The organism is Streptomyces sp. NPDC014623, assembly GCF_043088245.1.
GTDB lineage: Bacteria > Actinomycetota > Actinomycetes > Streptomycetales > Streptomycetaceae > Streptomyces.
The window spans coordinates 67,083-88,265 of the sequence record NZ_JBIBZU010000018.1 but is presented as its reverse complement, the minus strand read 5'-3'; the positions used below and the strand labels follow the sequence as shown (position 1 = coordinate 88,265).

17 protein-coding genes are annotated in these 21,183 nt (G+C 71.5%); 11 read left to right on the top strand and 6 right to left on the bottom strand.

Annotated elements, in window-relative coordinates:
* Positions 1-245 precede the first annotated feature (245 nt).
* Positions 246-752: a hypothetical protein gene (locus tag ACF1FZ_RS26335; protein WP_391775878.1), complete on the top strand. Its 507-nt coding sequence runs from the start codon at positions 246-248 to the stop codon at positions 750-752.
* 279 nt (positions 753-1,031) lie between these two features.
* On the opposite strand, the gene ACF1FZ_RS26330 is transcribed toward ACF1FZ_RS26335, so the two are convergent.
* Genes ACF1FZ_RS26330 through ACF1FZ_RS26320 form a run of 3 tightly spaced genes read right to left on the bottom strand, consistent with a single transcriptional unit; the run spans position 1,032 to position 3,651 of the window.
* Entirely contained in the window at positions 1,032-1,853 is an 822-nt protein-coding gene (locus ACF1FZ_RS26330; RefSeq protein ID WP_391775941.1) for an SAM-dependent methyltransferase, read from the bottom strand.
* A 35-nt stretch (positions 1,854-1,888) separates the two neighbouring features.
* Positions 1,889-2,593 carry a glycerophosphodiester phosphodiesterase gene (locus tag ACF1FZ_RS26325; protein ID WP_391775877.1) on the bottom strand — a complete coding sequence of 235 codons (705 nt, stop codon included), beginning with the start codon at positions 2,591-2,593 and terminating at the stop codon, positions 1,889-1,891.
* 23 nt (positions 2,594-2,616) lie between these two features.
* Complete coding sequence (locus tag ACF1FZ_RS26320) at positions 2,617-3,651, bottom strand: adenosine deaminase (protein WP_391775876.1); 1,035 nt, start codon at positions 3,649-3,651, stop codon at positions 2,617-2,619.
* A 118-nt stretch (positions 3,652-3,769) separates the two neighbouring features.
* Here ACF1FZ_RS26320 and ACF1FZ_RS26315 point away from each other — a divergent pair, with 118 nt between their 5' ends.
* The gene (locus ACF1FZ_RS26315) at positions 3,770-4,471 is read left to right on the top strand and encodes a DUF4190 domain-containing protein (RefSeq protein WP_391775875.1); all 702 of its coding nucleotides are present in this window, start codon (positions 3,770-3,772) and stop codon (positions 4,469-4,471) included.
* A gap of 69 nt (positions 4,472-4,540) precedes the next feature.
* Here the strand turns inward: ACF1FZ_RS26315 and ACF1FZ_RS26310 are convergent, their stop codons facing one another.
* Positions 4,541-5,080 carry an NADAR family protein gene (locus ACF1FZ_RS26310; RefSeq protein WP_391775940.1) on the bottom strand — a complete coding sequence of 180 codons (540 nt, stop codon included), beginning with the start codon at positions 5,078-5,080 and terminating at the stop codon, positions 4,541-4,543.
* Between the two features lie 216 nt (positions 5,081-5,296).
* On the opposite strand from ACF1FZ_RS26310, the gene ACF1FZ_RS26305 reads away from it, so the two are divergent.
* The 7 genes from ACF1FZ_RS26305 (at position 5,297) to ACF1FZ_RS26275 (ending at position 14,522) form a co-directional block, all read left to right on the top strand.
* Positions 5,297-6,811 carry a gamma-aminobutyraldehyde dehydrogenase gene (locus ACF1FZ_RS26305; RefSeq protein WP_391775874.1) on the top strand — a complete coding sequence of 505 codons (1,515 nt, stop codon included), beginning with the start codon at positions 5,297-5,299 and terminating at the stop codon, positions 6,809-6,811.
* Between the two features lie 48 nt (positions 6,812-6,859).
* Positions 6,860-8,107, top strand: a complete 1,248-nt coding sequence (locus tag ACF1FZ_RS26300) for a PotD/PotF family extracellular solute-binding protein (RefSeq protein WP_391775873.1) — start codon at positions 6,860-6,862, stop codon at positions 8,105-8,107.
* A gap of 50 nt (positions 8,108-8,157) precedes the next feature.
* Complete coding sequence (locus tag ACF1FZ_RS26295; RefSeq protein WP_391775872.1) at positions 8,158-9,318, top strand: ABC transporter ATP-binding protein; 1,161 nt, start codon at positions 8,158-8,160, stop codon at positions 9,316-9,318.
* The gene (locus ACF1FZ_RS26290) at positions 9,315-10,238 is read left to right on the top strand and encodes an ABC transporter permease (protein WP_391775871.1); all 924 of its coding nucleotides are present in this window, start codon (positions 9,315-9,317) and stop codon (positions 10,236-10,238) included. The genes ACF1FZ_RS26295 and ACF1FZ_RS26290 overlap by 4 nt, the downstream gene beginning before the upstream one ends.
* Positions 10,238-11,041, top strand: a complete 804-nt coding sequence (locus tag ACF1FZ_RS26285; RefSeq protein WP_391775870.1) for an ABC transporter permease — start codon at positions 10,238-10,240, stop codon at positions 11,039-11,041. The genes ACF1FZ_RS26290 and ACF1FZ_RS26285 overlap by 1 nt, the downstream gene beginning before the upstream one ends.
* A 21-nt stretch (positions 11,042-11,062) precedes the next feature.
* Positions 11,063-12,478: an NAD(P)/FAD-dependent oxidoreductase gene (locus tag ACF1FZ_RS26280; RefSeq protein ID WP_391775869.1), complete on the top strand. Its 1,416-nt coding sequence runs from the start codon at positions 11,063-11,065 to the stop codon at positions 12,476-12,478.
* A 211-nt stretch (positions 12,479-12,689) separates the two neighbouring features.
* Positions 12,690-14,522, top strand: coding sequence for a chitinase (locus tag ACF1FZ_RS26275; RefSeq protein ID WP_391775868.1), 1,833 nt, complete (start codon positions 12,690-12,692; stop codon positions 14,520-14,522).
* Here the strand turns inward: ACF1FZ_RS26275 and ACF1FZ_RS26270 are convergent.
* Both ACF1FZ_RS26270 and gabT read right to left on the bottom strand, forming a co-directional pair.
* Positions 14,507-15,043, bottom strand: a complete 537-nt coding sequence (locus tag ACF1FZ_RS26270) for a phosphatase PAP2 family protein (protein WP_391775867.1) — start codon at positions 15,041-15,043, stop codon at positions 14,507-14,509. The genes ACF1FZ_RS26275 and ACF1FZ_RS26270 overlap by 16 nt on opposite strands.
* 410 nt (positions 15,044-15,453) lie before the next feature.
* The gene (gene gabT / locus ACF1FZ_RS26265; RefSeq protein ID WP_391775866.1) at positions 15,454-16,794 is read right to left on the bottom strand and encodes a 4-aminobutyrate--2-oxoglutarate transaminase; all 1,341 of its coding nucleotides are present in this window, start codon (positions 16,792-16,794) and stop codon (positions 15,454-15,456) included.
* 257 nt (positions 16,795-17,051) lie between these two features.
* Between gabT and ACF1FZ_RS26260 the strand changes: the two genes are divergently transcribed.
* Positions 17,052-19,421, top strand: a complete 2,370-nt coding sequence (locus tag ACF1FZ_RS26260; protein WP_391775865.1) for an ATP/GTP-binding protein — start codon at positions 17,052-17,054, stop codon at positions 19,419-19,421.
* A 146-nt stretch (positions 19,422-19,567) separates the two neighbouring features.
* Positions 19,568-21,145: a PucR family transcriptional regulator gene (locus ACF1FZ_RS26255; RefSeq protein WP_391775864.1), complete on the top strand. Its 1,578-nt coding sequence runs from the start codon at positions 19,568-19,570 to the stop codon at positions 21,143-21,145.
* Positions 21,146-21,183: the final 38 nt, after the last annotated feature.

Genomic DNA, 21,183 nt, shown 5'->3' with positions numbered 1-21,183 from the left:
GGTGCCGCCGGCCGGCGGGAGCCCGGCCTCCTCCAGGGACGGAAAGACCGCGGCGTTCGCCGAGGACCCGCTCGTCCTCCCCGGCGACGTGAGCCGCGAACGACTCCCCGTCGCCCGTGACATGACCGCGAAGGGAGTGCACCGGCCTCGCGAAGAAGTGAACTCGGCCGCCGGCCTCCGAGTACCCGCCGGACGCGGCGGACCCCAGCTTTTGAACGTGTTCATGATGTGCGTACGCTGCGGTCATGAGCGAACGAGCCCTTGTGCGGCGCATACGCGTGTGGTTGGTCGTCTTCATCGTCTGTCTGGTGCTCAGCGGACTCACCGCCTTCCCGCTGGTCACCGAACTCCGCTGGGCCGAGGACCTGTTGGCCTCCTCCGCCTCTCCCGTGCCCGAGCACTTCCCCGCCCTGGCGGAATGGATCAGCCGGGTGCGGACCGGTCTCGACGAGGTCGACGCGAACCAGCCCTTCGTCCTGTACGGCACCGACTGGCTGGCCTTCGCCCACCTCGTCATCGCGGTCGCCTTCTACGGTCCCTACCGTGACCCGGTCCGCAACATCTGGGTGATCGAGTTCGGCATGATCGCCTGTGCCGGGATCATCCCGCTCGCCCTGATCTGCGGGCCGATCCGGGACATCCCGTTCTGGTGGACCGTCATCGACATGTCCTTCGGAGTGTTCGGGGTCATCCCGCTGCTCGTCGTCCGCCGCATGATCAAACGCCTGGAGGCGGTGGCCGTCACGGCGTGACGCCCGCCCGGCCGATGGGACGCCGAAGGCCGCCACCACGATGTCCGTCGCCGTGACGTTCGTGTGGCCGCCCTTCGCGGCGGTGGGATCGACGCTGTACACCGGCGTCCCGGACAGGCCGGAGGACGCCGTACGTCTCGCGGGCGGTCCCGGTCCGTTCCCGGACCGCCTGTCCGGCCTCGGCCCGGTGGGTCACTCCAGCTGCCGCGCCCGGTCCTCCACCGCCCGCAAGCGCGGCGGCCGCCGGCCGCCCCGGTCTTCGTACCGGTGCTCCCCGCGTCAGGGCTTCCGGCCCACCGCGCCGAACTGGGCGATCTCGGGGATACGCCCGGTGGACTCCGCCCGCCAGCGGGAACAGGACACGATGCCCGGCTCCAGGAGGTCCAGGCCGTCGAGGAAGGAGGCGAACTCCGAGCGGCCGCGGGCGGTGATCGGCGGGGTGGCGTTCTCGTTCCAGAAGCGCATCGCGGCCTCGTTGCCCTCGCCGCCCAGCTCCAGCGTGGGGTGGGTGAGCACCAGATGGCTGCCGGACGGCAGGGCGTCCATCAGCTTCGTCACGATGCCCCGTGCCTCGTCCGTGTCCAGGACGAAGTTGAGGATGCCCAGCATCATCACCGCGACCGGGCGCCGGAGGTCCAGGGTCCGCCCGGCGGCGCGCAGGATCCGCTCCGGATCCCGGGCGTCCGCCTCGATGTACTCGGTGGCGCCCTCGGGCGAACTGGTGAGCAGCGAGCGCGCGTGCGCCAGGACGATCGGGTCGTTGTCGACATAGACGACACGTGCGTCGGGCGCGGTGTGCTGGGCGACCTCGTGGGTGTTGTCCGCGGTCGGCAGTCCGGTGCCGATGTCGAGGAACTGGCCGATCCCCACGTCACCGGCCAGATGACGCACCACCCGGCCCAGGAACGCCCGGTCGGCGCGGGCCACTTCGCCGATGCTCGGATACATGCCGGTGACCCGGTCCCCCACCACCCGGTCGACCGAATAGTTGTCGCCGCCGCCCAGCCAGTAGTTCCACACCCGGGCGTTGTGGGCGATGTCGGCACGGACACGGGAGGGCGCGGTTCGGCGGCCGGGCTCGGGCACGTCTGCTCCTGGCATCATGGGCGGTACGGACCGCCCATGATGCCGGACCTTCAAGGAGTGGCTCGCGCAGGGGAGTTGGCCAACTGCTTCCGGAGCGCGTCGATCCGGTTGGTGGTGATCGAGTCGACGCCGCAGGCGAGCAGCCGGCGCATCGTGCGCCGGGTGTCCACCGTCCAGGCGGAGACCAGCAGTCCCTCCGAGTGGACGCGGTCGGCGAGCTCGCGGCTCAGCAGCCCGAAACGGTAGTTCAGCCAGCGCGGCCGTACCGCTTCGAGGAGCACGGGGCGCGGAGGGGCGAGCGTCGTCCAGGTCAGCGCGATCTCGGCGGACGGGTCGGCCGCACGCACCCGCAGCATCGCGTGTGTGTCCGCGCAGTAGTACACGCGGTCCTGGGCCCCGCACTCCCGTACCAGGCCGACGATCTCCCGTACGGACGCGTCGGTCGAACCGGGCAGGTCGACCATGATCCGCCGGTCACCGGAGGCGGACAGGGCCTCGCGCAGGGTGGGTACCCCGCCGCCGGTCCTCTGCGCCAACTCCCGGTGATCCAGACGGTCGAGCCGGATGTCGTGGCCCCACAGGCGTTCCAGCGTGGAGTCGTGGAGCAGCACGGGCACCCTGTCCCGGGTGACGCGGACGTCGATCTCGACCGCGTCCGCCCCCCGCTCCACGGCGGACCGGATCGAGGGAAGCGTGTTCTCGCGGGCACGGTAGGGATCGCCGCGGTGGGCCACGGCGGTGACGGTGGTGGTCATGAGGCCATTGTGACCGGGGAGGTTCACCGGCCCGGGCCCTCCAGCCAGTTCGTCGTGTACGTGTCGATCTCCGCTGCCAGCGCCCGCTTGCCCGCAGGGTCCAGATACGAGGCCTCCACGGCGTTCTTCGCCAGATCGGCCACTCCACGCTCGTCCAGGCCGAGCAGCCGGGCCGCCACCCCGTACTCGTTGTTGAGGTCGGTGCCGAACATGGGCGGGTCGTCACTGTTGACCGTGACGAGGACGCCCGCCTCCACCATCTCCCTCATCGGGTGCTGTTCGATGTCCGCGACCGCCCGGGTGGCGATGTTCGACGTGGGGCAGACCTCCAGGGGGATGCGGTGCTCGGCGAGGTGGGCCAGCAGCTTCGGATCCTGTGTGGAGCTGGTGCCGTGACCGATGCGCTCCGCGCGCAGCGCGGTGAGGGCGTCCCAGACGGTCTGCGGACCCGTGGTCTCACCGGCGTGGGGCACGGAGTGCAGCCCCTCGGCGATCGCGCGGTCGAAGTAGGGCTTGAACTGCGGGCGGCCCACGCCGATCTCGGGCCCGCCCAGGCCGAAGGAGACCAGCCCTTCGGGCCGCAGTCCGACGGCGAGCCGGGTCGTCTCCTCGGCGGCCTCGAGACCGGCCTCGCCCGGGATGTCGAAGCACCAGCGCAGGACGACGCCGAGTTCGGACTCGGCGGCCCTGCGGGCGTCCTCGATGGCCTCCATGAAGCCCTGCTCCGGGATCCCGCGGCGGGTCGAGCTGAAGGGGGTGACGGTCAGCTCCGCATACCGGATGTTCTGCCGTGCCATGTCCCGGGCGATCTCGAAGGTGAGCAGCCGGACGTCCTCGGGGGTGCGGACCAGGTCCACCACCGAGAGGTAGACGTCGATGAAGTGTCCGAAATCGGTGAAGGTGAAGAAGTCCGCCAGCGCCTCCGGGTCCGTGGGGACCTTGGAGTCGGGGTGGTGGGCGGCCAGTTCGGCCACGATGCGGGGGGAGGCCGATCCGACGTGGTGGACGTGGAGCTCGGCCTTGGGCAGCCCCGCGACGAAGGGGCGCAGATCGTTCATCGGATACTCCCGGATCTCTGTTGTCGGCCGGGCGCACCGGCTGCACCGGTCATCGTAGGCGGGGCCCTGCGGCTGCAGGACGGGCCGTAGCATGGCGGGACCACGATGGGGGAGGCCCATGTCAGACAACACACAGCAGCCCGGGGGCGAGGGCGCGCGGCGCGATCCGTGGGCTCCGCCCGACCACAGGGTGGATCTGGGCAAGCGGCCCGCGGACGCCGCCCCGCCCGCCGTGCACGACCAGCCCACGGTCACGTCCATGCCGAGCGCCGACTCGGGTACCGGGCCCGTACCCGGACCGGCCGGGGCCTTCGTCCCGCAGCAGCCCTCCGTGCCCGCCCCGCCGGTCGGACCGAACGGGCCGGGGCAGCCCGGCCCGTACGGTTACCCGGACTCGCCCGCCGTGCCCCCGGCGGCGTACGGCTACCCGGCCGCGCCCTCGCCCTCGTACGGCTATCCGGGATACCCCGGCTACGGCGGCCAGCCGCCCTGGGGCCCGGCGCCCGCGAACGGGCTGGGGATCGCGGCGATGGTCCTCGGCATCATCGCGGTGGTCGGCTTCTGCATGTGGGGGTTCGGCATCATCCTGGGCATCCTCGCCCTGATCTTCGGCATCATCGGCCGGGGCCGCGCCAAGCGGGGCGAGGCGACCAACGGGGGCATGGCCCTCGCCGGGATCATCCTGGGATCGGTCTCGATCGTCATCAGCGCGGTCTTCCTCGGATTCCTGATCTGGAGCGTCGCCAACGAGGACTCGGGCAGCGGTTACGACTACGACGACCCTTACGCCACGTCACTGGTCGTCGGCACCTCCCGCTGACCCTCGGTGGACGGACGCCCGTGGCCGGGTCCCGGGAAAGCGCGTCCCGGTGCCCGGCCGGGCGGGGCGTCACCCCGCGCGCAGCCGCGCACGCGCCTCCATGAGCGCGAAACCCAGCAGATTCAGTCCTCGCCAGGAAGCGGGGTCCGCGGTGCGCGGATCGTCCCGGGCGAGTCCGATGCCCCATATCCGGTCCACCGGACTGGCCTCCACGAGCACGCGCTCACCGGTGCCCAGCAGATACGCCCGCAGCGCCGGATCCTGGCCGAACTTGTGCACGCTGCCGTCGACGACCAGGGCGAACCGCTCCCGCGCCCATATGCCCTCGTCGAACCCCCCGACCAGCCGGCCCGCCCTCTTCGCGGCGGCGGGGCTGCTCGCCGCCACGGCCCGGGCCTCCCCCTCCGCGTCCCCGAAGAGCCGCGCCTTGCCCGCCATCATCCAGTGCTCGGCCGAGGCGTAGGTCACCGAACCGACGGTGAACGCCGCCGGCCACCACTGGCTGAGGCAGCTCTCCCCGAGACTGCCGTCCGGACGAGGCCGATGACCCCAGAACGGCAGGTACTTCACTCTCTCCCCACGGGCCGCCCGTGCCACGAGAGCGTCCATGTATTCCCGTTCCATGGCAGCCGAGTCTGGCATCCGCCACTGACAGCCGGTACAGGGTTTTCCGCACGCACCGGACACATCGTCGACAGATTCCGTCGCGTAACCAAAAGGAAACAACGGAATCACTTGTTGGCAGGGGTGCCCTCTGTCAGGATCGGCTCTCAATTCGGCAAGAAGCTACGCCGCTCCTGGTCACGGGGCAGCGGAGGAGACGTCATGGGCAACGGCTTCCAGGTGCAGGACCGCTTCGCCGCGGGTGCGCAGTACATCGGCGGACGGCTGCGCCCCGGCACATCGGGGCGCCTGCAGGACGTGGTCGACCCTGCTACGGGCAGGACGGTCCACCGCTACGAGCTGGCGGGAGCCGATGACGTCGACGCCGCTGTCGCCGCCGCCCGCGAGGCCTTCCCCGGCTGGTCGGGGCGCACCCCGGCCGAACGGTCCGAGGCGCTGCACCGCTTCGCCGCCGTACTGGCCGGGCAGGCCGAGGACTTCGCGTACGCCGAATCCCTGCAGTGCGGCAAGCCCGTCAAGCTCTCCACCGAGTTCGACGTGCCCGGCACGGTCGACAACGTCTCCTTCTTCGCCGGCGCCGCCCGTCATCTCGAAGGGAAGTCGGCCGGCGAGTACAGCGGTGACCACACCTCCTACGTACGCCGCGAGGCCCTCGGGGTCGTCGGCTCGGTCGCGCCCTGGAACTACCCGCTCCAGATGGCGGCCTGGAAGGTCCTCCCGGCCGTGGCCGCGGGAAACACCATCGTGCTGAAGCCCGCCGAGATCACCCCGCTCACCTCGCTGATGTTCGCGCAGGCGGCTGCGGAAGCCGGCATTCCGGACGGTGTGGTCAACATCGTCTCCGGTGCCGGGCGGGACGCGGGCGAGCATCTCGTGAGCCACCCGGACGTCGTGATGACCTCCTTCACCGGATCCACCGCCGTCGGCAGGCGGGTCGCCGAGCTCGCCACCTCCACCGTCAAACGCCTGCACCTGGAACTCGGAGGCAAGGCGCCGTTCCTCGTGTTCGACGACGCCGACCTCGACGCCGCGGTCCAGGGAGCGGTCGCCGGTGCCCTCATCAACACAGGCCAGGACTGCACGGCGGCCACCCGGGCCTACGTCCAGCGCCCTCTCCACGACGCCTTCGTGAGCGGGGTGGCAGCCCTGATGGAGAGCGTGCGGCTCGGCGACCCCTTCGATCCGTCGACCGACCTCGGCCCGTTGATCAGCCGTCAGCAGCGCGACCGGGTCGCCGGGTTCGTCGAACGCGCCCGCGCCCACGCCACCGTCGTCACCGGCGGCGAGGCTCCCGGAGGCGCACTCGCCGACGGGGCCTACTACCGGCCGACCCTGATCACCGGCGCCGCCCAGGACAGCGAGATCGTCACCTCGGAGATCTTCGGCCCCGTCCTGGTCGTGCTGCCCTTCGACACCGACGACGAGGGGATCCGCCTCGCCAACGACACTCCCTACGGCCTGGCCGCCTCCGCCTGGAGCACCGGTCTGTACCGGGCCAACCGCGCCACCCGAGAGCTCAGGGCGGGCTGCGTGTGGATCAACGACCACATCCCGATCATCAGTGAGATGCCGCACGGCGGGTGCGGGGCCAGCGGCTTCGGCAAGGACATGTCGTCGTACTCCTTCGAGGAGTACACCCAGGTCAAGCACGTCATGTTCGACAACACCGCGGTCGCCCGGAAGGACTGGCACCGCACCGTCTTCGGGGACCGATAGCAGCGGCCGCCGGCCGGCGGCTCCACCCACCCGGAAGGGCACACGCGTATGGAGCAGTACGAGCCCGAGCGCCTCTCCGCGCCACAGCTGGCCGCCATGAGGCGCAGCCTCGAAGGCGGCAGGGGCGCCCTCACCCGCCGTTCGCTCCTGAGGGCGTCGGGTGCGGGAGCCCTCTCGCTCGGCGGCCTCGGGGCGCTGAGCGCGTGCGGCATCCCGCCCGCCGCGCGGCAGGAGGGAGCCGCGGCCTCCGACGACCACTCGGCGGCGGAGAAGCAGATCAACTTCTCCAACTGGACCGAGTACATGGACGTCGGCGAGGACGGGAAGAGCCGTCCGACCCTGGACGCGTTCACGGAACGCACCGGGATCAAGGTCAGGTACACCGAGGACATCAACGACAACGTCGAGTTCTTCGGGAAGATCAAACCGCAGCTCGCGGCAGGCCAGGACACCGGCCGCGACCTCGTCATCGTGACGGACTGGCTGGCCGCACGCATCATCCGGCTCGGCTGGGCGCAGAAGCTCGACCCCGCGAACCTCCCGCACGCCTTCGCGAACCTGTCGGCCCAGTTCCGTACGCCCGACTGGGATCCGGGACGCGCCTACTCCTACCCGTGGACCGGCATCCCGACCGTCATCGCCTACAACGAGAAGGCGACCGGCGGCCGGAAGGTGGACTCCGTCACCCAGCTGCTCGACGACCCCCGGCTCAAGGGCAAGGTCTCCTTCCTCTCGGAGATGCGCGACTCGGTCGGGATGACGCTCCTCGACATGGGCAAGGACCCCGGGTCGTTCACGGACGCCGACTACGACGCGGCCGTCGGCCGCCTGCAGAAGGGGGTCGACAGGAAGCAGATACGCCGCTTCACCGGCAACGACTACACCGCCGACCTGAGCAAGGGTGACATCGCGGCCTGTGTGGCCTGGGCGGGCGACATCATCCAGCTCCAGGCCGACAACCCGGCGATCAAGTTCTCGATCCCGTCCGCCGGCTACATCACGTCGAGCGACAACATGCTGGTCCCGGCGAGGGCACGGCACAAGACCAACGCCGAGAAGCTCATGGACCACTACTACGAACCCCCGGTCGCGGCCCGGCTCGCCGCCTACATCAACTACGTCTGCCCGGTGGACGGGGTCACCGGTGAGCTCGCGAAGATCGACGAGTCGATGGCGTCCAACACGCTGATCCTCCCCGACGAGGCGATGGCCGCGAAGTCACGGGCCTTCCGCTCCCTCAGCTCCGAGGAGGAGACGGCGTACGAGGAGAAGTTCGCCGAGCTCATCGGCGCCTGACCGGCCCGCCCCCCTCCCGAACTCCTCCGACACCCCTGGGACCGTGACCCATGACACAGCAGCAGACAGCGGGCGGCGACGTCCGTCTCACCGGGATCAGCAAGACCTACGGCTCCTTCACCGCAGTGCACCCCCTCGACCTGACCGTCCCGCAGGGCTCCTTCTTCGCGCTGCTCGGCGCGTCCGGCTGCGGCAAGACCACCACCCTGCGCATGATCGCGGGCCTGGAGGACGCCACCACCGGCACCGTCTCGCTCGGCGGACGCGACATCACGGGCCTGCCCCCCTACAAACGGCCCGTCAACACCGTCTTCCAGAGCTACGCGCTCTTCCCGCACCTCGACGTCAGCGAGAACATCGCCTTCGGGCTGCGCCGCCGCGGCATCAGATCGGTGAAGAAGCAGGTCGGCGAGATGCTGGACCTCGTCCAGCTCGGCGACTTCGCCCGCCGTAAGCCGCACCGTCTCTCCGGCGGCCAGCAGCAGCGCGTCGCCGTGGCACGCGCGCTCATCAACCATCCCCAGGTCCTCCTCCTCGACGAACCCCTCGGCGCCCTCGACCTCAAGCTGCGCCGTCAGATGCAGCTCGAACTCAAGCGGATCCAGACCGAGGTCGGCATCACCTTCATCCACGTCACCCACGACCAGGAGGAGGCCATGACCATGGCCGACACCGTCGCGGTGATGAACGGCGGCCGCGTCGAGCAGCTCGGCGCCCCCGCCGACCTGTACGAGAACCCCCGGACCACCTTCGTGGCGAACTTCCTCGGCACCTCCAACCTCATCGAGGGCGAGATCGTCTCCAGGGGCACGGACGTCGTCGTCTCGGCCGGCGGCGGGAAGCTCAGGCTGCCCGGCGGGCGGTGCCCGTCCACCGGGCAGAACGGAGGGAAGCTGCTCGTGGGCGTCCGCCCCGAGAAGATCTCCCTCACCCACACCGACGACACGGCCGCGATACCCGACGGCCGTAACCGGGTCACCGGCCGCATCACCGACTCCAGCTTCATCGGTGTCTCCACGCAGTACGTCGTCGAGAGCCCGGCCGGCAGGGCTCTCCAGGTCTACGAGCAGAACATCGAGCGCGACAGCCGGCTCGTACCCGGCGCCGGGGTCGTCCTGCACTGGAACCCGGAACACACCTTCGGACTCGACGCGGACCAGCACATCGACGCCGGGGCCGCCGGCACCGAAGACATGGAGGAAGCGGCGTGAGCGTCACCGACGCGCCGCCGGCGCCCCCCGCGAAGGCCGGGGTCCGCACACCGTCCACCCGCAGGCGGCTCGTCCCCTACTGGCTGCTGCTCCCCGGCATCCTGTGGCTGCTCGTCTTCTTCGCGCTGCCGATGGTCTACCAGGCGTCGACCTCCGTACAGACCGGATCCCTGGAGAAGGGCTTCGAGGTCACCTGGCACTTCCGCACGTACTCGGACGCCCTCGCCGACTACTACCCCCAGTTCGTCCGGTCCCTCCTGTACGCGGGCACCGCCACCCTCCTGTGCCTGCTGCTCGGCTACCCGCTCGCCTATCTGATCGCCTTCAGGGCGGGCCGCTGGCGCAACCTGGTGCTCGTGCTGGTCGTCGCGCCGTTCTTCACCAGCTTCCTGATCCGGACGCTGGCCTGGAAGACGATCCTCGCGGACGGCGGCGCGGTCGTCGACGCACTGAACACCCTGCACGTCCTGGACGTCACCGCCTGGCTCGGCTGGACCGAGAACAACCGGGTCCTGGCCACCCCGATGGCCGTCGTCTGCGGTCTGACCTACAACTTCCTGCCGTTCATGATCCTGCCGCTCTACACCTCGCTGGAACGGATCGACGGCCGGCTGCACGAGGCCGCGGGCGATCTGTACGCCACCCCCGCCACCACCTTCCGCAAGGTGACGCTGCCGCTGTCCATGCCCGGGGTCGTCTCCGGCACCCTGCTGACGTTCATCCCGGCCAGCGGCGACTACGTCAACGCGGAACTGCTCGGCTCCACCGACACCAAGATGGTCGGCAGCGTCATCCAGAGCCAGTTCCTGCGTGTTCTCGACTACCCGACGGCGGCCGCGCTCTCGTTCATCCTCATGGCGGTCGTCCTGCTCGTGGTCACCGTCTACATCCGCCGCTCCGGGACGGAGGACCTGGTCTGATGCCCGTACTCCGTCTGCTCCGCCGGAACCTGGTCGTGATCGCGGGCCTGCTGACCCTCGCCTACATGGTCCTGCCGAACGCCGTCGTCATGGTCTTCTCCTTCAACCAGCCGAAGGGGCGCTTCAACTACGCCTGGCAGGAGTTCTCGCTCGACGCCTGGAAGGACCCCTGCGGCGTCGCCGACCTCTGCGGCTCGCTCTCGCTCTCGCTGCGGATCGCGTTCTGGGCGACCGCCGGCGCGACCGTGCTCGGCGTGATGATCGCGTTCGCGCTGGTCCGCTACCGCTTCCGGGCCCGCGGCGCGGTCAACTCACTGATCTTCCTGCCGATGGCGATGCCCGAGGTCGTCATGGCGGCCTCGCTGCTCACGCTCTTCCTCAACATGGGAGCCGGACTCGGTTTCCGGACCGTGCTGATCGCCCACATCATGTTCTGCCTCAGCTTCGTGGTGACCGCCGTCAAGGCACGGGTGATGTCGATGGACCCGAGGCTGGAGGAGGCCGCCCGCGATCTGTACGCGGGCCCCGTGCAGACCTTCGTCCGGGTGACCCTCCCGATCGCCGCCCCGGGGATCGCCGCGGGAGCGCTGCTGGCCTTCGCGCTGTCCTTCGACGACTTCATCATCACCAATTTCAATGCCGGTTCCACGGTGACCTTCCCCATGTTCGTGTGGGGATCGGCGCAGCGCGGAACACCCGTGCAGATCAACGTCATCGGTACGGCCATGTTCGTCATCGCCGTGGCGGTGGTCCTCGCCGGACAGCTCATCGCGAACCGGCGGAGGAGCCATGCGGGAAAGTAGCCTCCGAAGGAGTTGGGAACCATGGCCCCGGACGCCATGCGCAGTGCCGCACACTCACTCTCCGACGCACGTCCCGTGTCCTACTGGCTCGACAGCCCGGGAAAGCCGGAGGCCCGTCCCGCGCTGACCGGCGACGAGCGGTGCGGCCTCCTGGTCGTCGGCGGCGGCTACAGCGGGCTGTGGACCGCGCTGATCGCCAAGGAACGGGACCCCGGGCGCGATGTCGTCCTCATCGAGGGCCACGAGGTGGGCTGGGCCGCCTCGGGCCGCAACGGCGGATTCTGCGCCGCCTCGCTGACCCATGGCCTGGCCAACGGTCTGGAACGCTGGCCGGACGAGATCGGGGCCCTGGAGGAGTTCGGCGCGCGGAACCTCGACGCGATCGAGGCCGCGGTCGCCCGCTACTCCCTCGACTGCGACTTCGAGCGCACCGGCGAGATCGACGTGGCGACGCAGCCCCACCAGCTCGACGAGCTGCGGGAATGGCACCGCAGGACCCAGGAGCTGGGATTCACCGGACTGGAATACCTGGACCGGGACCAGGTGCGCGCGGAAGTCGACTCACCGACATTCCTGGGCGGACTGCTGGACCGGCGCGGCGTCGCCATGCTGCACCCGGCGAAGCTCGCCTGGGGCCTGAAAGAGGCATGTCTCGGCCTGGGTGTACGGATCTACGAGCACACCCGTGGCCTCGAACTCGTCCGGTCGGGGGCCGGTACGGCGGTGCGCACCCCGTACGGCCGGGTGTTCGCCCGTGACGTCGCTCTCGGCACGAACATCTTCCCCTCGTTGGTGAGGCGGGTGCGCCCGTACACGGTTCCGGTGTACGACTACGCGCTGATGACCGAGCCCCTGAGCGCGGAGCGGCTCGCCTCGGTCGGCTGGCGAAACCGTCAGGGACTCGGGGACAGCGCGAACCAGTTCCACTATTTCCGGCTCTCGGCGGACAACAGGATCCTGTGGGGCGGATATGACGCCGTCTACCCGTACGGCGGCCGGCTGCACTCCTCGCTCGATCAGCGTCCGGAGACCTTCCTGAAGCTCGCCGGACAGTTCTTCGAGTGCTTTCCGCAGCTGTCCGGAGTGCGTTTCAGCCACGCCTGGGGCGGTGCGATCGACACGTGTTCCCGCTTTTCGGCGTTCTTCGGCACGGCCCACCGCGGACGGGTCGCCTATGCCGCCGGATACACCGGACTCGGGGTGGGGGCGACCCGTTTCGGGGCGGAGGCGATGCTGGACCTCCTCTCCGGCGAGAAGACGGAGCGCACCGCGCTCGGCATGGTCCGTTCCAAGCCGGTGCCCTTCCCGCCCGAGCCGTTCGCCTGGGCCGGGATCGAGCTGACCAAGAGGTCCCTCGCCCGGGCGGACAGCCGTGGCGGACGCCGAAACCTGTGGCTGCGGACCATGGACCGGCTGGGGCTCGGCTTCGACAGCTGAGCCCGGGGGCTCCGGCTCACCACCGATCGGCAGCCGAACCCGCGGCGGGAGGCCCGCCGGTGCGGGCCTCCCGGAGACGGGGGCGCACGGGCCGCGGCAGCCCGGGGCGGGCGCAGCGGCGGGAGGCGAGGTACCGCCAGAGGTCTTGACAACCTGATTGGTCTGGACCATGTTGTGCGCACCCCCCATTCCCTGCTGCACGGAGGCTGTCGTGGCACGAACCGGACCCCGACCACCCGCCCGTCCCTCCGGGCTCCTCACCGCCCTCTCGGCCGGCCTCCTCGCCGCCGGCGCCCTGGTCGCCACGGCACCGGCCGCCGGAGCGGCCGACGCCGATCTGGCGCGCAACGGAGGCTTCGAGGCGGGACTCGACGGCTGGAGCTGCACCGGCGGGAGCGGCGCAGCCGTCAGCGCTCCTGTGCGCAGCGGGAGTTCGGCACTGAAGGCGACGCCGGCGGGCAGCGACAACGCCCGGTGCTCCCAGACGGTGACGGTGAAGCCCGACTCCGCCTACACGCTCGGCGCGTGGGTGCAGGGCAGCCCCGTCTACCTCGGAGTGTCCGGCACCGGGACCACCGACGTCTCCACCTGGACCCAGTCCACCGGTGCGTACAAGCAGCTCACCACCACCTTCAGGACCGGCCCCGCGACCACGTCGGTGACGCTCTACATCCACGGCTGGTACGGCACCCCCGCCTACCACGCCGACGACCTCACCCTGATCGGTCCCGGCGGCGGCCCCGTGGCCGTGCCCGCCGCGCCCACCGGCCTGCGGGCCGGCGCGGCGACCGCGTCCTCCGTCCCGCTGTCCTGGACCGCCTCCGCCGGAGCCACCGGCTACCACGTCTACCGCGGCGGTACGAAGGTCCTGGACACCACCGGCACCTCGGCGACCGTGACGGGGCTGGCGGCCTCGTCCGCGTACAGCTTCCAGGTCAGCGCCGTCAACGCGGCCGGTGAGTCGGCGAAGTCGGCGGCCGTGAGCGTCACCACGGCCACGGGTGGCGGAGGGAGTGACGACGCCGGTCTCCCGGAGCACGCCCTCGTCGGCTACCTCCACTCCAGCTTCGCCAACGGCTCCGGATACACGCGGATGGCCGACGTGCCCGGCTCGTGGGACGTCATCAACCTCGCCTTCGGTGAGCCGACGTCCGTGACCTCCGGCGACATCCGCTTCTCGCTCTGCCCCGTGGCCGAGTGCCCGAACGTCGAGAGCGAGGCGGAGTTCAAGGCCGCCATCAAGGCCAAGCAGGCCGCCGGCAAGAAGGTGCTGATCTCGATCGGCGGCCAGAACGGCCAGGTGCAGCTCGCCTCCACCGCCGCCCGCGACGCCTTCGTCTCCTCCGTCAGCAAGATCATCGACACCTACGGGCTCGACGGCCTGGACATCGACTTCGAGGGCCACTCGCTCTCGCTCGCCACGGGCGACACCGACTTCCGCAGCCCGACGACCCCCGTCATCGTCAACCTGATCTCCGCGGTGAAGTCGCTCAAGGCCAGGTACGGCGACGACTTCGTTCTCACCATGGCCCCCGAGACCTTCTTCGTGCAGCTCGGCCACCAGTACTACGGCTCGGGACCCTGGGGCGGTCAGGACCCGCGGGCCGGCGCCTACCTGCCGGTCATCCACGCCCTGCGGGACGACCTCACCCTGCTGCACGTCCAGGACTACAACTCGGGCCCGATCATGGGACTGGACAACCAGTACCACTCCATGGGCGGCGCCGACTTCCACATCGCCATGACCGACATGCTGCTCACCGGCTTCCCCGTCGCGGGTGATCAGACCAAGGTCTTCCCGGCGCTGCGTCCCGAGCAGGTGGCCTTCGGCCTCCCGGCCTCCCCCCAGGCGGGCAACGGCCACACCTCGCCCGCCGAGGTCACCAAGGCGCTGAACTGCCTGACGAAGAAGACCGACTGCGGCAGCTACCGGACGCACGGCACCTGGAGCGGACTGCGCGGGCTGATGACCTGGTCCATCAACTGGGACCGCTTCAACAACTGGGAGTTCTCGAAGAACTTCGACGCCTACTTCGGCGGCTGACCGTTTCCGCTGACCGCCCGCAGGGCGAGCAGCAGCACCCCGCCGACGCACCAGCCGGCCACCACGTCCAGCGGCCAGTGGTAGCCGCGCAGCACCAGACCGGCGCTCGTCGCCGCCGTCAGCAGGACGGCGGCGACGAGCGCCATCCATGACCGCTTCAGGTGCGGGGCCAGCAGCAGGGCCGCGGCCCCGTACGCCACCATCGCCGTGGTCGTGTGCCCCGAGGGGTAGTAGCCCGTCGCCTCGGTGAGCGGACCCTGGCGGTCCGTCCACAGCTTGAGCGGGACGACGAGCGCGGGGACGGCGGCCATGGCCAGGACGGCGTACAGCGCCGCGCGCCCGGCGCGGCGGAACCAGGCGACGAGGACCGCGCACGCCAGCACGGGCACGGCGGCCTGCACGTTGCCGAGATCCGCGAACAGCTCGGTGAGCGGGCGGGGTCCGCGACCGGCCAGCTCCAGGCCGAGCCGCTCGTCGGGACCCAGCAGCGGGCCGCCGGCCAGCACCTGCCAGGTGATCACCAGGAAGAGGACCGTCAGCGCCGCGGCCGCGGGAACGAGAAGAACCGGCCACCGGGGAACAGGGGGGAGTGTTCCGAGGTGGCCGGTCGGATCGGTTTGCCGCGCGCCCCGGGGGGTGTGGGGCGAGCGGCCATCCGATCGGTGAGGATTCCCGGAGCCCGCAGCTCCAGCGGTGTGCGCGATGGCACGGCCGGGACGGCACTGGGGGAGCCCCGGCCCGGCATCACCCGCAGTCCCCTGCGGGCGGGGTGTTTCTCTCATCTGGGAAAACCGTACGTCAGAGGAAGGAGGCACCGGAAGTGGCAACGGTATCCCGCCATGGCCCTCCCACACCTTCTTCACACGCCCTCACCCGGCCGCCGGTCGCCGCCGTCGGAGACGGCCCCCGGGGGCCGGGTGATTCGCACGCCTCAGAGCTGCGCGAACGCCTGCTCGAGGATGTCCAGCCCCTCGTTCAGCAGGTCCTCGCCGATGACGAGCGGCGGCAGGAAGCGCAGGACGTTGCCGTAGGTGCCGCAGGTCAGCACGAGCAGGCCCTCGGCGTGGCAGGCCTTGGCCAGCGCACCCGCGGCAGCCGCGTCGGGCTCCTTCGTGCCCGGCTTCACCAGCTCGATCGCGATCATGGCGCCGCGGCCCCGGATGTCCCCGATGGTGTCGCCGTTCGGGAGCTTCGACCGCATCTCGGCGAGGCGGCCCTTCATGACCTCCTCGATGCGCTTGGCCTTCCCGTTCAGGTCCAGCTCGCGCATCGTCTCGATGGCGCCGAGCGCACCCGCGCAGGCCACCGGGTTGCCGCCGTAGGTCCCGCCGAGGCCGCCGGCGTGGGCGGCGTCCATGATCTCGGCGCGGCCGGTCACCGCGGAGAGCGGAAGACCACCCGCGATCCCCTTGGCCGTGGTGATCAGGTCGGGCACGATGCCTTCGTCCTCGCAGGCGAACCACTGGCCGGTGCGGCAGAAACCGGACTGGATCTCGTCCGCGACGAAGACGATGCCGTTGTCCTTCGCGAACCGGGCGATCGCCGGGAGGAAGCCCTTGGCCGGCTCGATGAAACCGCCCTCGCCGAGGACCGGCTCGATGATGATCGCCGCGACGTTGTCGGCGCCGATCTGCTTGGTGATCTCGTCGATGGCCTGCGCGGACGCCTCGGCACCGGCGTTCTCGGCGCCGGTCGGCCAGCGGTAGCCGTACGCCACCGGCACGCGGTACACCTCGGGCGCGAACGGGCCGAAGCCCTGCTTGTACGGCATGTTCTTCGCCGTCAGCGCCATCGTGAGGTTCGTCCGGCCGTGGTAGCCGTGGTCGAAGACGACCACCGCGGTGCGCTTGGTCCAGGCCCGGGCGATCTTCACGGCGTTCTCGACGGCCTCGGCACCCGAGTTGAACAACGCCGACTTCTTGGCGTGGTCGCCCGGCGTCAGCTCGGCGAGCTGCTCACAGACCTCGACGTACCCCTCGTACGGCGTGACCATGAAACAGGTGTGGGTGAAGTCGGCCAGCTGCGCCGAGGCGCGGCGTACGACCGCCTCGGCGGAGGCGCCCACCGAGGTCACCGCGATACCGGAACCGAAGTCGATCAGCCGGTTGCCGTCCACGTCCTCGATGATTCCGCCGCCCGCCCGGGCGGTGAAGACCGGCAGCGTGGAACCCACACCTGCGGCGACCGCCGCGACACGGCGGGCCTGCAGCTCCGCCGACTTCGGGCCGGGAATGGCGGTGACGACGCGGCGCTCCTGCGGGATGTCGGACATGCGGGGCTCCTGGGGGTGTTTCGGACGCTTCTGTTTCTGCAGGCTAGGGGCGGGTGCGGGCAGTGGTCATGCTCCGATCGGGAGTGGTGGGAGCGTGTCCTTGTCCGTGGCGGACAGATGCCCCGGCGGGACATGTGTCCGCCACGGAGGGTGCTCGCGACCGGGCCGTACGCCCGCATGGCTGAACTCCCGGTGCACGGGCACTAGATTGGCCGGTGCGAGAAGGCGGGACCTGGCTGGTCAGGGGGCAGCGGTTCATGGACACCGAAGGCACGTACGACGCACGGGGCACGGGCGCGGACCGGGTTCCCCGCCCCGCCGGGCCACCGCCCGCGGCGCCACCGCCTCCCGCCCATGCCCCGCACCCGCGAGGGCCGTCGGCGGGGGACGCCGGGGTCGAGGAGTGGCTGCGCACCCCGCGTCCCGTGCGGGAACCGGGCGTATGGCGTTACGGGCACACCCCGCGCCCGCCCGAGGAACCCGAGGGCGTGTCCGACCGCTCGCTGCTGGTGGGGGTGCTCATCTCCGTACTCAGCGGGCTGCTCCTGTGGTCCCTCTGGCGCAACGGGTACATCCCCTACCGGCTCGTCCCCGTGAAGCTGTTCACCCCGGGCGACTGGTGGTACGCCGGTACGTTCGGCGGGCCCCGGACGATCGAGGGCGCCGACGCCCTCACGGTCTACGAGGCCGTCCTCTTCGGGCTTCTCGTCTACGGATGCGGGCGCCTGGGCAACTGGCCCGAGATCTTCCGGCGCCATGTCGCCGGCCGGGGGCAGCCCTTCCTCGGGCTGGCCGCCGCCGCCGGAGGAGCCCTGGCCGAGCTCCTCGTGTGGAAGGACGCCGTGCCGGTCGTCCGGCCGGTGCTGATCCTCGTCGCGTCGGTCGCGGGCGGGGAGATCTACCAGAGCCAGGCCGTCGTCAACCTGATCTACGCCCTGATCGCCCTCGGGGTGCTCTGGCCGTTCGCCGTCCTCGGCCGCTGGCGCCGACTCCTCGCCGGCCGGCTCGGGAAGGGCGCCCCCGTGGTGCCCGCAGCACCCTCCGCGCCCCCGGACGTCCCCACGCCCGAGCAATGGCCCGAGCTGCGCGCCGCAGGGCAGAGGGACGCCGCCGACACCCTCACCGCCGAGGTGCGAACCGGCCGGATGAACGACGTCGACGTCGCGCGGCTGCGCCACGCCTGGAGCGTGGGCCGGGGGCACCCGGAGCGCCTCGCCGCGTTCACCGAGGCGGTCCTGCGCACCGGCGGTGCCGCCGCGCTCCATCCCTCAGGCGCTCGGGACCTGCCGCGCCGCACCGCCCGGCACGACCTGCTCACCGGGCAGGTCCGGCTCGGCAGCTGCGCCGACGACCCGCACAACCCGTATGCCCGCCGCGGTTCGGGCATCGCCCTGGAACCCGCACTGCTGGGCACGTCGCTGCTGGCCGTCGGCCCGCCCGGGGCCGGCAAGTCCGCCCGGCTGGTGCGGCCGGTCGTCGAGTCGCTCGCCCTTCAGGCACTCGCCGGGCGGGCCGCGCTGCTCGCCGTCGGCGGGGCCGGGGGCGAACTCGGTCCGGACGACGCGTTCGACGTGGTGGTGCGGATCGGCGACCCGGGCTCCGCGCACGACTTCGACCTCTACGGCGGTACGACCGACCCGGACGAGGCCGCGAGCGTCCTCGCGGAGGGCCTGATCGGTGATGTGACCCACCTGGACAGCAGGCGCGCCGCCACCGTGCTGGCCCAGCTGCTCGGCCCCTACCGCGCCGTCCACGGGCACTTCCCCGGGGTGCCCGCGCTCCGGGAACTCCTGGACGGCGACCTCGCGGCGACCGACGCGCTGCGGGAGGCGCTCGCGGCGGGCGGCCACCAGGCGATGCTGCGCGAACTGGAGGCCCGGACCCGTCAGAAGGGAGGCGCCGCAGACCCCGGACCGGTGCTGGCCGACCGGATCGCGCTGCTCGACCGGCCCGCGTTCGCGTCGTTCTTCTCCACCGGGGAGGAGGCCCGGCCCTTCTCGCTGCGCTCCCTCGGCCACCTGCCCCTCCGGGTCAGGATCGACCTCCCCGAGCGGGCACACGCCGAGGCCTCGCGGCTGCTCGCCCGGCTCGTCCTCGCCCAGTTCAACGCCGTCGCCGCCGCCCGCACCGACCGTTCGCTCTTCGTCTGCCTGGTCCTGGACGACGCCACGCACACCGTCACCGCGGAGACCGTCCGGGGCGTCCGGCGACTGCGGTCGGTCAACGCGGGAGCGGTCCTGACGCTGCGCACCGTCGACGACGTCCCCGAAGGGCTGCACACCGCACTGCTCGGCGCGGTCGGCTGCTGCATGGCCTTCAGCGGGGTCACCACCTGGGACGGCAAGCGCTTCGCCGAGGTCTGGGGCAAGGAGTGGGTCGAGACCCGCGAGGTCGCCCAGCACGCGGTCTTCGCGGACCAGCCGTTCACCCGCGCCCTGCACGCGCTGCGCAAACTCGTCACCGGCAAGGCCGTGACCCGGGACGCCGTGACCGTGCGGCGGGTCGAGCGGGAGCGCTGGTCCGCCTCGGAGCTGGCGTACCAGCTTCCCGCAGGTCACGCGGTGCTGTCGCTGACGACGGTGGACGGCGAGCACGCGCCCCCGCTCCTGGTCGAGCTGGGCGGCTGAGCGCGAGGTTACGAGGACCCTGCCGCCCTGGCAGAATCGGTGAGGCCGCCTGTACGGGACGGCGCATTCGACCCGTCCGCGCAGGGCGGTCCCATCGAGCCGTCCGCACGGCCGGCGCAAACGACTCCCAGAGGTCCGGCGGTCCCATGCCTCCTACTCTCGCCTCCCTCGTCCAGCACTCGGCGCTCAAGCTCGCCGTCCGGGCGGGTGCCGACCGGCTCGGCACGCCCGTGCGCTGGGCGCACGCCAGTGAACTCGCCGACCCCGTCCCGTACATGGACGGCGGGGAGCTGCTGCTCGTCACCGCGACCAACCTCGACGCCCGGGACCCGGCGACGATGCGCCGGTACGTCCAGCGGCTGGCGGGCGCGGGGGTCGCGGGGATCGGCTTCGGTGTGGGGGTCACCTACGAGGAGATCCCGCCGGCGCTGGTGGACGCGGCCGAGGAAGCCGGGCTGCCGCTCCTGGAAGTGCCCCGCCGCACGCCGTTCCTCGCGATCAGCAAGGCGGTGTCGGCTGCGATCGCCGCCGACCAGTACAGGTCGGTCACGGCCGGTTTCGAGGCCCAGCGGGAACTGACCCGGGCCGCGGTCGCCGGGGACGGCCCGGGGGAACTGCTGACCCGCCTCGCCGCGCACGTCGACGGATGGGCCGCGCTCTACGACTCCTCGGGAGCCGTCGTCGCCGCCGCGCCCGACTGGGCCGCCCGCCGCGCCGCCCGGCTCACACCCGAGGTGGAGCGGCTCCGGGACCGCCCCGCCCCGGCCAGCGCGGTCGTCGGCGACAGCGACAGCGCCGACCGGGTCGAACTGCAGTCCCTGGGCGCCGGCCGCCGGAACCGCGGTGCGCTGGCGGTGGGCACGGGGGCGGCGCTCGGAACGGCCGAGCGCTACGCGGTGCACTCCGCGGTGGCCCTGCTGACCCTGACCACGGCCCGTTCCCGCGCGCTCCAGGGCGCGGAGCAGCGCCTCGGCGCCGCGGTCCTGAGGATGCTGCTGGCGGGCGAGTCCGTCCACGCCCGGGCCGTCGCGGGCGACCTGTACGGCGGACTGCTCGACGCCCCCTTCCGGCTGCTGATCGCCGAGGCGCCGGCCTCCTCCGGGACGGAACTGCTCGCCGGGACGATGGAGGCCGCCGCCTCCCGGTCCGGTGAGGCACTGCTCATGGTCCCCGAGGGTGAACGCCTCGTGGTGCTGGCCGTGGACGGGGGCGAGGCGGTCGCGGCCTGTGCGGCCCACGCCCGGACCACGGCCGGCCGGCCGGAGCGCGGGCCCGGTGCCGAGGACGCGGACGTGGTCGTCGGCATGTCCGCCCCTGCCGGCCCGATCGCCGTCTCCGCCGCCTACAAGCAGGCCGAGCAGGCGCTCTCCGTCGCCCGTCGCCGGGGCAGGGCCCTGGTCGAGCACGAGGAACTCGCGACCGGCTCCGTCCTGCCCCTTCTCGCCGACGACGCCGTACGGGCCTTCGCCGACGGGATGCTGCGACCGCTGCAGGAGCACGACGCGAAGGGCCGTGGCGATCTGGCCGCCTCCTTGCGTGCCTGGCTCTCCCGGCACGGCCAGTGGGACGCCGCCGCCGCCGACCTGGGCGTCCACCGCCACACCCTGCGCTACCGGATGCGCCGGGTGGAGGAGATCCTGGGGCGCTCACTGGACGATCCGGACGTGCGGATGGAGCTGTGGCTGGCGCTGAAGGCGACGGTCGCCTCCTCGGGGACGCAGTAATCCCTCCGGCTACGACAAACCGGCGCACCGGGAGGCCG